Origin of the sequence: Pseudoalteromonas piratica (assembly GCF_000788395.1) — a bacterium.
GTDB lineage: Bacteria > Pseudomonadota > Gammaproteobacteria > Enterobacterales > Alteromonadaceae > Pseudoalteromonas > Pseudoalteromonas piratica.
Genome location: NZ_CP009888.1, coordinates 2,773,878 through 2,788,125, shown reverse-complemented (window position 1 = coordinate 2,788,125; position 14,248 = coordinate 2,773,878). Strand labels below are relative to the sequence as shown.

The following is a 14,248-nucleotide window of genomic DNA, read 5'->3' as shown; positions in this document are numbered from 1 at the left end:
GCTAAGATGCGCTTTTTACATATATAGCGTCCTGTAATTATATTGGTTTGATTGTACGAAAATTACACATTCATTCGAATGTAATCACTCATAAACTCGGCAGTGATGCAGTCATTTCAGTAAATCTGAAACAGAAATAAGAGAAAAAACAATGCTAGAGAGAATCAGAGAAGGTTCACAAGGTGCAACGGCAAAAGTCATTTTAACCTTAGTGATTTTATCATTTGCTCTTGCCGGTATTGGTAGTTATTTAGGTCAACCTACGGAAACGCCTGTTGCAACTGTCAATGGCAAGGAAATTAGCCAGATGAGCTTCGCTCGTGCCTATGAAAACGAACGCAGCCGTCTAGAACAACAATTTGGTGAGTACTTCTCACAAATTGCTTCAGATCCAGCTTACACAGCGCGTATGCGTGAAAACGTTATCCAACGTTTAGTACAACAAGAATTACAAATGCAACTTGCACAAGAGCTTGGACTTCGTGTTAGCGATGAAGCAATAAAAGAAGAAATTCGCAGCATTCCAGCGTTTCAGGTTGCAGGTCAGTTTAATAACGACCGTTACTTACAAGTTATCCGTCAAATGAACTATCAACCTGATGGTTTCCGTGATTACTTACGTAAAGAGATGACGCTTAACCAGCTTGCATCAGCACTAGTTGCGACCGATTTCACATTGGAAAATGAATTAGCAGCTACTGTAAAGCTTCAAAACCAACTTCGTGATATTGAATCTGTTACGTTAAGCGCCGCTAATTTCAAATCTGAAGTGTCAGTTTCTGAAGACGAAATTAACGAATATTATCAGCTTAATCAAAATCAGTTTATGGCACCAGAAATGGTGGCGCTTGAGTACATTGAGCTTAAAGGTTCTGAGTTACCTCTTGATGAAGCGGTAAGTGACGCAGAAGTTGCTGCTAACTATGAAGAGAATAAAGCGCTTTATATGGAGCCAGAGCGTCGTCGTGTAGCACATATTCTAGTTGAAAATTTAGAAGATGATGCTGCTGCACAAGCAAAAGCGGAAGCTATTCTAGCTGAGCTACAAAACGGCGCAGACTTTGCGACATTGGCACAAGAAAAATCGGATGATTTGGTAAGTGCTGAGCTTGGCGGTGATCTTGATTGGATTGACCGTGACATGATGGAACCTGAATTTGAAGAAGCTGCATTTGCATTAGCAAATGTAGGGGATTTTTCTGACGTAGTGCAGACCGAATTTGGTTACCATATTATTAAACTAACAGATTATGAACCTGAGCAAGTAAAAGCACTTGCTGATGTTTCAGCAGACATAAAAGCGCAACTAGAGCTTGATAAGCGTTTAAACCTGTTTTATGAGATCCAAACTCAGGTAGCTGATCTTGCGTTTGAAGTTGCAGATAGCTTAGCTGATGCTGCAGAAGTCGCTGGTGTTGAAGTGAAAAGTACAGAATTATTTTCACGCAATAATGCGCCAGCACCGCTTAATAACCCTAACGTGTTAAACACTGCATTCTCTGTTGAAATTTTAGAAGATGGCGTGAACTCTGAGTTAATTGAAATTGCTGATGAACATATTGTGTTCATTCGTGCAAAAGAACATAAACCAGCAGCTGTTAAACCGCTCGATGAGGTGTCAGCAGGTATACAATTGACTCTTGAGAATCAAAAGGCAAGTGAGCTAGCAAAAGAAAAAGCTGACAGCCTATTTGCTAGTTTACAAGCAGGTACTGCATTGAGTGAAATTGCAAGCCAAGTAAATGCTGAGGTTGTTGCAACAACGGGTGTAACTCGTCAATCGTTTGCTCCTTCTTATGAAGTAGTTCAAGCAGTATTTAAAATGGCAACGCCAAGCGATGCTCAAAGTGCTGAACTTGTGACACTTGGTAACGGTGATGTGAGCTTAGTGGTACTAAATAAAGTATACGATGCGCCAGAAGCTGAAATAAGCGAGCAAATGCGTGATGCGATTGCACGTCAGCAAATCAATAAACACTATGAAGGCTTTATTAAAGCGCTACAGGACAATGCTGAAGTGAATACAGCATCTGTAACAGCCGAAGAGCCGAACTTATAAAATAGATTGAGACCCATGTTCTAATGGGTCCAGCAAATTAAAAAAGCGCCGTATAGGCGCTTTTTTATTGTGATAGTGATGATATTAACTTGCGAGCATCCGCTCAGCTAACTTGGTTTGCGGGTTGCTAAATATGTCATTGGTGCCACCATATTCAACAACTTTACCTTTATGCAGCAACAATAGGCTATCACTCATATGTTTTACTAAACTTAGGTGATTAGTAATTAGCACATAACTGAGTCCGGTTTCGCGCTGTAAACGCAATAGCAAGTTAACGGTTTGTGCACGTACCGATGGGTCAAGCGATGATAGTGCTTCATCTAGCACAAGTACCTTAGGATCTAAAATAATCGCACGAGCAAGCGCGACTCGCTGAATTTGACCACCAGAAAACATATGTGCATAGTAGTTTCTATGTTCTGCTAATAATCCAACATTTAACAAAGTCTGATTAATTTTTTCACGTCTTGCTTGGCTATCTAACTCGGTATTAAGCACTAATATTTCATTCAATATACTGCCAATTGTGTTACTCGGATTGAGACTTTTCATCGGGTCTTGAAAAATAAGACGAATATCTTTGCTATTAACAGTGCGGCCGCCATCATCTTCAATAATTTGACCGTTAAGTAAAATCTGACCTGAACTCGATTGTTCAGCACCTGCCAGTATTTTGCCCAATGTACTTTTTCCTGAACCTGTTTCACCAATAATTGCCAATGTTTCACTTTTGCCTAAACAAAAAGAGACATCAGACAGTGCATTAAATGGCTTACTGCTGAAAAGACCTGCTCGTACATTAAAGTGTTTATGCAATGCCTGCACTTTGAGTACCGGTTCCATTAGGATTTTTCCTTGTTATCATTTAATGGGAAATGGCATGCATAAGTATGACCATGGCTATCAGATAAACGTGGGGTTTGCACGCACTCACGCTGTGCTTGAGGGCAACGAGGGCCTAAACGACAGCCAATAGGCAAATGTTGTAACGTAGGAATTGTACCTTTTAACGCGTAGAGCGGTGCTTTGTGCGCTAGGCTCTGATTGTATTCTGGTAAACTCTTTAATAATGCTTGTGTATATGGGTGTTTTGGCTTGGTAAACAAGGTTTTTGTCGGACCTGCCTCTACCATCTGGCCGCAATATAAAACATGCAAGCCATGAGTCCAATCGCTTAACTCTGCTAATTCATGACTGATCATCAAAATCGACATGTTTTTTAATTGGTTTAAACTGCGCAGTAATCGGAAAATTTGCGCCCGAGTAGTGCTTTCTAGGGCAGTTGTTGGTTCATCAGCAATGAGCAGCTTAGGTGAGCGAGCAATCGCCATTGCAATCATGACTTTCTGACAGATCCCTTCCGATAACTCATGGGGGTAACTATCAAATACATGGGCGTGCTCTTTAATGCCGACTTTATGTAGCAATGCCATTGCACGTTTTTTGAGAGTAATTCGCTTTTGAAATACATTGCCAGTGAGTTTAGTACGTGGAATGCTTTCAATTAGCTGGTTATAGATTTTGGCTGTTGGGTCAAGGCAACTGCTTGGCTCTTGATAGATCATGGCAATTTCGTTACCGATTAATTGTCGACGCTTTTCATTGCTTAAGCGCATTAAATCAATACCACGCCAGTGCATTCTGTCGGCTGTTATTCGCCAACGCGCGTTTAAAACGCCCATTAGGGCTTTGGCTATTAGGCTTTTGCCTGAGCCTGACTCGCCAACTAACGCATGAACTTCACCTTCTTTAAGACTGATACTGACACGATCTACTGCACGGATCACCGACTCCCCAGTATCAAGTTCAATGGTCAAATTCCGAATATCAAGTAATTGCATTAATGAGCCTTTCTTTTTTGCAGCGCTTGACGCAGACCATCGCCAACTAAATTAGTCGATAGTATCGAGATGAAAAGTAAAAAACCAGGCAGAGCAACAGTCCAAGGAGCTAGATAAATCAAGCTAAGATTTTCTGCAAGTATTGCGCCCCATTCTGCTGTGGGTGGTTGTGCACCGAGTTGCAAAAAGCCCAATGCTGCAATGTCTAAGATTGCGGTAGATAATGACATAGTGAAAATAAGCACAATTTGTTCGTATATATTGGGCAAAATGCCGATACTCAGAATACGCCACTTACTAGCGCCATCAAGACGGTGTGCAGTAACGTAATCTTTGGTCATTTCTAACGTCACAATATTCCGAATAGAATGAATATATTGTGGGAGTAAAGAAAGGATAATCGCCCAAACCGTATTCATTAAGCCTGGGCCTAAAATTGCCACAATAATAATCGCCAGTAATAAACTTGGAATGGCCAAAGTCACATCAAGCAGGTGGTTTAAGACAGAAGACCGCCAACCTTTACTAAGAGCGGCCATGATGCCCAAAATAACACCAAATAAGGTTGTTAATAAGGCGGTAACAATCGCTAAGCCAAACGTGGTGGTGGTGCCATTCATTAATCGTGACAGCAAATCTCGCCCTAAGCCATCAGTGCCTAATAGAAAGTTTACACTGCCTTGTTCATCCCAAGATGGCGGCAAAATTAGCGAGTTATTGTGCTGCTCATTGATACCATAGGGAGCAATTAGCGGAGCTAACACTGCAAGGACTGTGAGTAATAAGAAAATCCATAAGCCAACGAGCGCCAAATGGTTTGACTTAAAGTTACGCCATAAATGAAGAATTGGCGACTTGTTTGAGTCTTCAGTAAATAACTTAAACTTGGCCATGGCTTTGGTTTCTCGAAACAGGATCTAATAAGTTGTGCAAAATATCAGCGGCAATATTGGCGATAATAACAAACAATGAAACCGTCAATAACCCTCCAGAAATTGCTGGATAATCTCGTTGATAAATACTGTTAATCAACCACTGACCAACGCCTGGCCAAGAGAAAATTACTTCGGTAATCATTGCAAGCGTGATCAAGGTACTAAATTGCAAGCCAATTTGTTTAATGATTGGTAACAGTGCATTTTTAAGTGCATGACGTGTGATAATCTCATAACGCGTTAACCCCTTTGCGCGTGCCGTTTTAATATAGGGCTTGTCCAATACAGTGAGGGTTGAATCTTTTGTAAATCGCGTTAATACACTTGTTGGGTAGGTTGCCAGCACCAAAGTTGGCAGTGTTAAATGCTTTACTGCATCAAATAGTGCCTGTTGTTTATAGTCAATCTCACTGATTAAAATATCGATAAGAATAAAGCCTGTGCTATCGGGGATTTCATACAATAAACCGATGCGCCCACTCATTGGCAACCAACCTAGGTGTAAACAAAATACCATAATAAGAACGAGTGCTAACCAGAAGATTGGCGTTGAAATGCCAATCAACGCCAATGAGTTCACACCATAATCAGGAATTTTTTTGTGATACGCTGCAGATAAAATACCAGCAGGTACGCCAATGATGATAGAAACAATTAGGGCATAAAAAGCGAGCTCGATCGTGGCAGGGAACAATTCTTTAATATGCTCAAATACCGGTTGACCAGAAGAAAACGACGTGCCCCAATCGCCATTAAAGATATGTGAAATAAATTTAAAATATTGCGAGATATAGCTCTTATCCAGGGCATATTTTTGCATCAGAGCATCGCGTTCAAAGCTATTTGGTGACTGAACGCCACTCAAATTCGACACTGCTTCACCGGGAAATAAATATGCCAGAGAAAACGTAAAGGCACTTAACAATAAGAGCATAAAAAAGAACAGGGTAAGTCGCCTTGCAAGGAATTCTCTGAGCATTATTCTTTTCTCGCATTCGCCAATGAAATTCCGCCAAATGGTGGGACTTCAACATCTTTAATATCAGTTGATTTTGCTTGTAAGCGAAGGCCGTGAGCGATAGGCAATAGCGGTAACTCTTGCGCCACCATTTGTTGCGCTGCAAAATAAACCTCTTTACGCGCTTCAATATCGTTAGTGTCATGCGCTTTGGTTAACAGCAAATCAAATTCAGTATTACACCAGTTTGAAGGGTTCTTTCCACTAAAAACAGAAGCGCAACTGAGAATTGGGTTTAAAAAGTTGTCGGGTTCAGGCGAATCGGCTGCCCAACCTATAAGCACTGTGTCGTGTTGGTGCAAGGTTAAGCGTTCTAGGAAGGTATTCCACTCATATTCCACAATATTTACCTTGATACCAATTTGCTTTAACTCACTTTGAATGAGTTCGGCCATTTTTCGCGCATTGGGGTTATAGATACGACTAACAGGCATTGCCCACAAGTCCATCGTAAAGCCGTCTTCTAGGCCTGCAGTTTCTAACAGCGACTTTGCGAGCTCCAAATTATAACTAGGATAGTTAGGCTGTGCTTGGTAAGCCCAAGACTCAGGAGGTAAAATTGATTGTGCAATATCTGCATTATTAAAATAAACCGCTTGCAGTATTTTTTGTTTATCGATGGCGTGTGAAATTGCTCGCCTAACTTCAGGCTTATCAAAAGGAGGCTTTTGCGTATTAAATGCAAGGTAGCCCACATTTAAATTGGCGAGCTTTTCAACTTTGATATCTTCACGATTATTAAGCACCTCGATATGGGCACTGCTCGGATGGGCCGCAATATCACATTCACCGGTTAAAGCTTTGGCAATGCGGGTATTTGAATCGGAGGTAATGTCAAAAACCAATTGTTCAATTGCTACTTCATGTTGCCAGTAATGTTCGTTACGATAAAAACGTACAAACGCATCACGTTTAAAGCGTTTGTATTTATAGGGGCCGGTGCCAATTGGCAATCTATCGATGTCTTCTAAGTTTTCTAATTCACTTAAACTATCTGCGTATTCCTTAGAGAGAACAATGGCGAAATCAGTCGCCATATTGGACAAAAAGCTGCTATCAGGGCTAAATAGTTCAAAGGTTACTTGATATTCACCTGTTTTTGATACAGATCGAAATGACTGATCTAACCCAATACTTTGAAAGTAAGGGTAGTTGCCACCGCCTACAAAGTGGTACGGGTTATAAACATCAAATAGACGTGTAAAGGTGAATACAACATCATCAGCATTGAGTTTACGAGTTGGTGTGAAATAATCAGTGTGATGAAAATCAACGTCTTTACGCAGATTGAATACCACTTGTTTACCATTATCTTTTAATGTCCAACTCGTCGCTAGTTCGGGAATGAATTCCCCGCTAGAAGGATCAATAGATAATAGGCGGTTGTATAGCTGATGCGAAATAATATCAATGGTCGAACCCGTCGTGGTCAATTGTGGATTGAATGAGACCGGATTTGCCTCGGAGCAATAGACGATACCATTAATTGCTTTTTGTTCTTCAAAGGTGCAGGCAGTCAGAAAGGCGCAAGCGAATAACGCCGTCACCTTTGCGCCGTAGGTCTTAAATAAATTTTTAACTTTCAAAAAGTTAACGTTTATTTTATGGGTTGGTATTGCTGTTCTATAGCGTTCGCGCACTGGCATCAAGTAAATTATATTTTTTTAAGTAGCCCCGCAGCTGATGGTAAGTTAACCCTAAACAATCAGCTGTTTTTCTTTGATTATATTGGCAATACTTCAGTGCGTCATTAATTAAATCAATTTCGTACTGGTTTGAAAGTGTTTTTAAGTCACATGGGAAGTTAAATTCGGGTTTTGCCTCAACAATTTGCTCAGTTAATGATTCATTAACCGGATCATTCATCTCTGCAGATGGCGAAAACGTTCGATCATTAGTTTTGACTTTTTGTTTTGGTCTAAACGGGCTTACAAAAGGGTCTAGAATAATGTCATGAACAGGTACATGCGGATTTGCCGCTCGATATACGCTTCGCTCAACGGCATTTTTGAGTTCACGAATATTCCCCGGCCAATGGTAATCTAACAGCGTTTCTTGAGCCTTTCGTGTAAAACCGCTGAATAACTCCCACTCTAAATCACGTGCCATATTAATCGCAAAGTTTTCTGCCAATAGCATAATGTCTTCTTTGCGTTCGCGTAATGGTGGCAGGGTAATAACATCAAATGCCAAGCGATCAAGTAAGTCACTGCGAAACTCACCTTGTTCAGCAAGGCTTGGTAAATCTTCATTGGTTGCACATACCAAACGCGTGTTAACACGCACGGTAGATTTACCACCAACGCGCTCAAATTCGCCATATTCAATTACACGGAGTAGCTTTTCTTGGATCAGCCCAGAGGTATTGGCTAATTCGTCCAAAAACAATGTGCCCCCATCGGCGCGTTCAAAACGCCCTTCATGACGTTTACTTGCACCGGTGAAAGCGCCAGATTCATGACCAAATAATTCACTTTCTAATAAGTTTTCATTTAATGCGGCACAATTTAGTTTGACGTAGTTCTGGTCCCAGCGACTAGATAAAAAGTGTAAACGCGCAGCGATCAACTCTTTACCTGTACCACGTTCACCAATTATTAAGACTGGTTTGTTTAATTGGGCAACCTGAGAAACATGCTCTAATACTTCTAAAAAGCTGTTAGACTGGCCTAAGAGATTGTCCTGTTGATTAGTTCGACTCATTTTTACTAACTCTTGGTCAAATTTACTAACATCTAGTGTATTTTAATTCTGGATGTGTTTAAAGTTTTTTATATTTCAAAATATTTCTATTTAAAAACATGTGGTTATGTTTTTTTAAAAGTTGGCAAGCATCTTGATAAAGTAATATCGGTCAGTCATAAATTTTAAAATTGAGGAAAGTATTATGGGAATTTTTTCACGCTTTGCAGATATTGTGAACTCGAACATTAATGCATTACTAGATAAGGCAGAAGATCCAGAAAAAATGGTTCGACTGATTATTCAAGAAATGGAAGATACGCTCGTAGAAGTGCGTTCGACATCGGCAAAAACGATTGCTGAAAAGAAAGAATTAGCGCGTCGTGTTGAGAAACTTGAACAGGAAGCGGCTGATTGGCAAGCAAAAGCAGAACTTGCTCTTAGCAAAGAACGCGAAGATTTAGCACGTTCAGCATTGGTAGAGAAAAAGAAATCTACTGAAGCAGCAAGTGCAGTAGCTCATGAACTTGCACAAGTAGAAGAACATATTGAAAAGCTACAAAATGAAGTTGCAGCTTTGCAAGATAAACTTGCCGATGCAAAAGCGCGTCAAAAAGCAATCATTCTTCGTCAGCGTTCAGCAGAGTCGCGTCTAGGTGTGAAGAAAGCATTAGATTCGTCTAAAGTTGATGATGCACTTAGCCGTTTTGAACATTACGAGACTAAAATTGATGGCTTAGAGTCACAAATCGAATCGTATGAAATGGGTAAAAAGACATTATCTGACGAAATCGCGAGCTTACAAGACGAAGAAAAAATCGATGATGAATTAGCTGCTCTTAAAAAAAGCATGGCGAAAAAAGATAAATAATAATTAAGCTTGGGAGAGCAGGAGGTTACTATGAGTGGATTTGAAGCAATAGCAGTGCCAACAATCTTGTTTATGATTTTTGTTGCACCATTGTGGTTAATTTTACATTACCGCAGCAAAAAGCAAGTTAGCCAAGGTTTAAGTGAGCACGAGCATCGCCAGCTAATCGAGTTAGCGAATAAAGCAGAAAAAATGGCTGATCGCGTAAAAACGCTAGAAGCTATTTTAGATGCGGAGGCGCCTGAGTGGAGGGCTAAAGTATGAGTAGACGTAAAGGTGAGTTATATCGCGACCCTAAACGAGGCAAGTTAGCAGGTGTATGTGCAGGCTTAAGTGACTACTTTAATATGGAGCTTTGGCTGGTAAGAATTATTTTCATATCAGCGGTGTTATTACTTGGTGGCCCATTTTTCATAGTAGCCTATATCGCATGTTGGTTTATTTTAGAAGTTAAGCCAGATGCATTACCACAACAGGGAATGAGTGATAAAAATAGTGCTGAAAGGCCAATCGAGGTTAAATCTAAAGTATGGCAGGCAGGTGAACCACCGCGTCGCGCTCTACATGACTTGAAAGAACAGTTTGATCGTATCGATGGGCGCTTACAAGCAATGGAAAAGTATGTGACTTCACCGGAGTTTACTGTAAGCCGTGAAATTAACAAACTCTAGTCATCTACGTACTTTTTAAACGGGTAAGTTAATCCATTAACTTACCCGTTTTATTATGGAAGGAGAGGGTTATTAACCATTCAGAATCTTTGCAAAAGCTGCGTGCGAAAGCCAATAAATTGGTAAAACGCGGCTTAGATCAACATGTTAAACTCGCCGTTACTGGACTCAGTAAAAGCGGTAAAACCGCATTTATAACTTCGCTTATTCACCATCTGACAAACCCACAAAGCCAGATGCCATTTTTTTCATTACAACAGCAAGAAAGATTTATTGCTGGCAAGTTGGTTGGTCAAGATGATTTAAGTGTGGCTACGTTTGACTATGCGTCTGCCTTAAGTGACTTGCAAGCAGGTCAGTGGCCTCAGTCAACGAATCGATTAAATACCTTACGACTTAACTTAAAATACAAACCAAGCAGTGGCTTGCGCGCACATTTAACAGATGTTGCGACTCTTACAATTGATATCTTTGATTATCCCGGTGAATGGTTACTCGATTTACCTATGCTCAATGAATCATTTTTAGATTGGAATAATCGCCAATATGCCTTGTTAAATCATGCACCAAGAAAAGTACACAGTGAGGCGTTTTTAGCAAAGCTCAACCAGCTTGATTGCCTTGCAGAAGTTGATTATGGGCAACTCAAGAAAATGGCTTTAGAGTATCGGGATTTACTGCTATTGTTTAAAAATCAATGTCAGCTAACAGAGTTACAGCCTGGTCGGTTGATTATGCCAGGTGATTTAGAAGATGCCCCAATTACACTGTTCTTTCCTGTCAAGCATATTGATCATCAAACGCTTGCTACTGCGCCTGAAAATAGTGTTTTAGCGACGTTACAAAAACGTTTTGAGCAATATAAAAAAGATGTAGTGAAAACCTTTTACAGTAATTTTTTCGGTGGCTTTGATAGGCAAATTATTTTAGTCGATTTATTAGGCGCACTCGATAAAGGGCGAGAAGCGTTAGTAGAACAAAGCGAAGTGTTGAAGTCTTTGCTTAAACATTTTGATTACGGTAAGAGTAATTTTCTTAGTCGCCTATTTTCCCCCAAGATTGACAAAATTCTTTTCGCAGCGAATAAGGTTGATCACTTGAGCGCGGAGCATCATAAAGATTTAGCGCTGTTATTAAATAACTTGATAATCGACGCGCAAAATGAGTTGAACTACCAAGGTGTAACTGTTGAAACCATGGCAATTAGCTCAGTTAAAGCAACAAAACAGGTAAAAGTGACCGAGCATGGTGAAGTGCTTAACTGTATCTTTGGTAAATCTATTGAAAGTGAGCAGTTGCTTACTTATTTGCCTGCACAGCCGCCAATGCGATTACTGCCAAAAACGCAGTGGCCCGATAACGGCTTTTCCTTTCCTAGTTTTTACCCCTTATTGTCAGCACAAAATACACTTGAGCATATAAGGTTAGATCACGCCGTCGAGTATTTAATTGGAGATAAAGTGCTATGAGTAACTTGCAACAAGGACGCGTCATCGAGCAATCTGTCGATGAGCAAGACCAGCATTTACAAGCAATGCTAGAAAATGTAGATGAATTGCAACAAGGCAAAGTGATTGCAAATAAAGCGCTTGATTCATTTGAAGAAGCACATCATTTTGAAGATGACCTTGAATCACTGTCTGCAACCACAAAACCCAATTGGCTGGGTCGTATATTTGTTTGTTCATTGCTCATTTTAGTCGTTACTGAAGTGATTTTTTCAGTAATTGAGGCAATGAATTCATCGTCTATACTCGCCGGGCTTTACGGTATTGCGATAACAACAGCATTTGCTCTAATTGGCAAAGTGGCCTTCAAAGAGTTTAGATTATTACGAAACCTAAAGTCGACGAAAAATCATCAATTAGCGGCCGCTAGGTTAATGGACTCGGTGCAAATTGGCGAAGCACAATCGTTTTTAACTGAGGTCAACAAATACGCAACTGACGATAGACTAGCAAAGGTGCTGGCACAAATTGATGAACATCATACCGATAAAGAAGTGATGTCGCTTTACGCTAACACCGTGCTTGCTGAGCAAGATAAACAAGCGCAAGATATTATTAAAAAATATGCATCAACCTCGGGTGTAATGGTAGCGATTTCACCAATTGCGCTTGTGGATATGGCAGTGGTGTTGTGGCGAAGTACCAAAATGATTGAAGATATCACTAAAGTCTATGGTTTACCGTTAGGGTATGTGAGCCGTATTAAGTTGTATCGAATGACATTAAAACAAATGCTGTTTGCTGGCAGTGCAGAATTAATCAGTGACTTTGCAACGACAGCTTTAAGTGCAGAGCTTGCTGGCAAACTATCTGCACGTGCTGCGCAAGGGGTGAGTGTTAGTATCTTCACTGCACGTATTGGTTACAAAGCAATGGAGTTAAGCCGTCCTTTACCAGGCTTGCCTAGTAAGAAAAATTTACTCACGTCGTGTGTTAAGTTAGCACTTGAGAGCGTGAAATCAAAAGGTGGCAATTAAACTTTACGCATTTTTGACCTTTTGTATACAATTTTAGCCATCTAACAATCTAGCTTGCTTGTTGTTTATCGAGTTGTGCATTAATTATGTAGTTAATAATTATGACAACAATTTAAGCAAGTAGTATGAAATCACAACTTTCTGATAAGAGCTTATGCATTCATGGTGGTAAAACGCATGATCATGCACATGGCCCTTTGAGCACACCAATCTATCAATCTTCCACCTTTGTTTTTGATAACGCAGAGCAAGGCGCAGCGCGTTTTGCTGGCGAAGAAGCTGGCTATATTTATTCGCGCCTTGGCAACCCAACTACGCGTGAATTAGAACTGAAAATAGCGGCATTAGAAGAAATGGAAGATGGTGCAGCGACAGCCACTGGTATGGGCGCAGTATCAGCGTCAGTACTGAGCTTTTTAGAGAGTGGCGACCATTTAATTGCCTCAAAAGCGGTCTATGGCTGTACGTTTGCGTTGTTTTCACACATGTTGCCGAAGTTTGGTATTGAAGTAACCTTTGTCGATATGGAAGATCACAGTGCAGTACAAGAGGCGCTTAAGCCAAACACTAAAATGATCTTTGCTGAAACACCAATCAATCCAAATTTGGTCGTCATTGATCTTGCGTTTATTGGTGACTTAGCTAAAAAACACAATTTGATTTCGGTAATTGATAACACCTTTATGACGCCATTGCTGCAAAAACCAAAGCACTTTGGTATTGATATAGTTTTGCACAGTGCAACTAAATACTTAAATGGCCATGGCGATGTGGTTGCTGGTCTTGTTTGTGGCAGCAAAGAGCATATAGAAACAATCAAGTTGACAGTGTTAAAAGACATCGGCGCAACTATTAGTCCACATGATGCTTGGTTGATTATTCGTGGTATGAAAACTCTCAGTGTGCGTATGGAAAGACACTGTAGTAATGCACAAAAAGTGGCAGAGTTTTTAGCACAACATGAAAAAATTGAGCAAGTTTATTACCCAGGCCTAAAATCTCACCCTGGTAACAAATTTATTGGTACGCAAATGAAAGCGGCGGGTGGTGTAATCGCATTTGAGCTGAAAGGGACACTTGAAATGGGTGCGCAATTTATTAATGCGACTAAATTGTGTACGTTAGCAGTTAGTTTAGGTGATGCTGAGACACTTATCCAACATCCTGCTTCGATGACACATTCACCATATTCGCCTGAGGAGCGTTTAGCCGCAGGTATTTCTGATGGGCTTGTGCGAATTTCAGTTGGTCTTGAAGAGGCGGACGATATTATCGAAGATTTAGCACAGGCACTTAATCAAATCTAGCTATCTAAAGTGTATTAAAGCTATCGTTACAGCAGGGGTTAATGAGAGGCGCAACGCGTCTCTTTTTTATTTCGGCATTGTAAATAATCCAGAATCTAATTTACTCATTAACAATTTAGCATTCAGTTAATCTTATCTTGTAAACTTAAAGTTCCAAAATAGATCCTCTTAACCCTTTTTAATTATATGTGTAATTTTTATTTTACTTGCTTGTAATTATTTGTGTACAAATTGGGGCGTTGGCATCATTTTCAAAGACACGCGGATCATTACCTTTTATGTAACTTTGTCATAACATCTAGCACATCTGAATTCAGCGATTAACGCTTGGCTTAATTGTTTGGATGTTGTGCTTAAGCAAGTAAACCACTTGCTG

General features: G+C 40.3%; 13 protein-coding genes. 7 read left to right on the top strand and 6 right to left on the bottom strand.

Annotated features, from left to right (window positions below):
* Positions 1-151: 151 nt before the first annotated feature.
* Positions 152-2,059 (top strand): SurA N-terminal domain-containing protein, encoded by a 1,908-nt coding sequence (locus OM33_RS12920; protein ID WP_038642290.1) that lies wholly within the window; start codon positions 152-154, stop codon positions 2,057-2,059.
* An 84-nt stretch (positions 2,060-2,143) separates the two neighbouring features.
* Here the strand turns inward: OM33_RS12920 and OM33_RS12915 are convergent, their stop codons facing one another.
* Genes OM33_RS12915 through pspF form a run of 6 tightly spaced genes read right to left on the bottom strand, consistent with a single transcriptional unit; the run spans position 2,144 to position 8,559 of the window.
* On the bottom strand, positions 2,144-2,905 hold the full coding sequence (locus OM33_RS12915) for an ATP-binding cassette domain-containing protein (RefSeq protein WP_038642288.1): 762 nt from the start codon (positions 2,903-2,905) through the stop codon (positions 2,144-2,146).
* On the bottom strand, positions 2,905-3,903 hold the full coding sequence (locus tag OM33_RS12910; protein ID WP_038642286.1) for a peptide ABC transporter ATP-binding protein: 999 nt from the start codon (positions 3,901-3,903) through the stop codon (positions 2,905-2,907). The genes OM33_RS12915 and OM33_RS12910 overlap by 1 nt, the downstream gene beginning before the upstream one ends.
* A complete protein-coding gene (locus tag OM33_RS12905; protein ID WP_038642285.1) occupies positions 3,903-4,796 on the bottom strand; it encodes an ABC transporter permease subunit in 894 nt (297 codons plus the stop codon). Before OM33_RS12905 ends, OM33_RS12910 begins: the two co-directional genes overlap by 1 nt.
* On the bottom strand, positions 4,783-5,817 hold the full coding sequence (locus OM33_RS12900; RefSeq protein WP_038642283.1) for an ABC transporter permease: 1,035 nt from the start codon (positions 5,815-5,817) through the stop codon (positions 4,783-4,785). Before OM33_RS12900 ends, OM33_RS12905 begins: the two co-directional genes overlap by 14 nt.
* Positions 5,817-7,502, bottom strand: coding sequence for an ABC transporter substrate-binding protein (locus OM33_RS12895; RefSeq protein WP_081991084.1), 1,686 nt, complete (start codon positions 7,500-7,502; stop codon positions 5,817-5,819). The genes OM33_RS12900 and OM33_RS12895 overlap by 1 nt, the downstream gene beginning before the upstream one ends.
* Positions 7,480-8,559: a phage shock protein operon transcriptional activator gene (pspF, locus tag OM33_RS12890; RefSeq protein WP_038642281.1), complete on the bottom strand. Its 1,080-nt coding sequence runs from the start codon at positions 8,557-8,559 to the stop codon at positions 7,480-7,482. Before pspF ends, OM33_RS12895 begins: the two co-directional genes overlap by 23 nt.
* A gap of 184 nt (positions 8,560-8,743) precedes the next feature.
* On the opposite strand from pspF, the gene pspA reads away from it, so the two are divergent.
* The 6 genes from pspA to megL all read left to right on the top strand — a co-directional run bounded on the left by pspA (position 8,744) and on the right by megL (position 13,872).
* On the top strand, positions 8,744-9,409 hold the full coding sequence (gene pspA / locus OM33_RS12885; RefSeq protein ID WP_038642279.1) for a phage shock protein PspA: 666 nt from the start codon (positions 8,744-8,746) through the stop codon (positions 9,407-9,409).
* Between the two features lie 30 nt (positions 9,410-9,439).
* Positions 9,440-9,673 (top strand): envelope stress response membrane protein PspB, encoded by a 234-nt coding sequence (pspB, locus tag OM33_RS12880; RefSeq protein ID WP_038642277.1) that lies wholly within the window; start codon positions 9,440-9,442, stop codon positions 9,671-9,673.
* Positions 9,670-10,080, top strand: coding sequence for an envelope stress response membrane protein PspC (gene pspC / locus OM33_RS12875; protein WP_038642275.1), 411 nt, complete (start codon positions 9,670-9,672; stop codon positions 10,078-10,080). The genes pspB and pspC overlap by 4 nt, the downstream gene beginning before the upstream one ends.
* Positions 10,081-10,169: 89 nt before the next feature.
* The gene (locus OM33_RS12870) at positions 10,170-11,549 is read left to right on the top strand and encodes a YcjX family GTP-binding protein (protein ID WP_234402695.1); all 1,380 of its coding nucleotides are present in this window, start codon (positions 10,170-10,172) and stop codon (positions 11,547-11,549) included.
* Entirely contained in the window at positions 11,546-12,565 is a 1,020-nt protein-coding gene (locus OM33_RS12865; RefSeq protein ID WP_038642271.1) for a TIGR01620 family protein, read from the top strand. The genes OM33_RS12870 and OM33_RS12865 overlap by 4 nt, the downstream gene beginning before the upstream one ends.
* 125 nt (positions 12,566-12,690) lie before the next feature.
* Positions 12,691-13,872 carry a methionine gamma-lyase gene (gene megL / locus OM33_RS12860; protein WP_038642269.1) on the top strand — a complete coding sequence of 394 codons (1,182 nt, stop codon included), beginning with the start codon at positions 12,691-12,693 and terminating at the stop codon, positions 13,870-13,872.
* Positions 13,873-14,248: the final 376 nt, after the last annotated feature.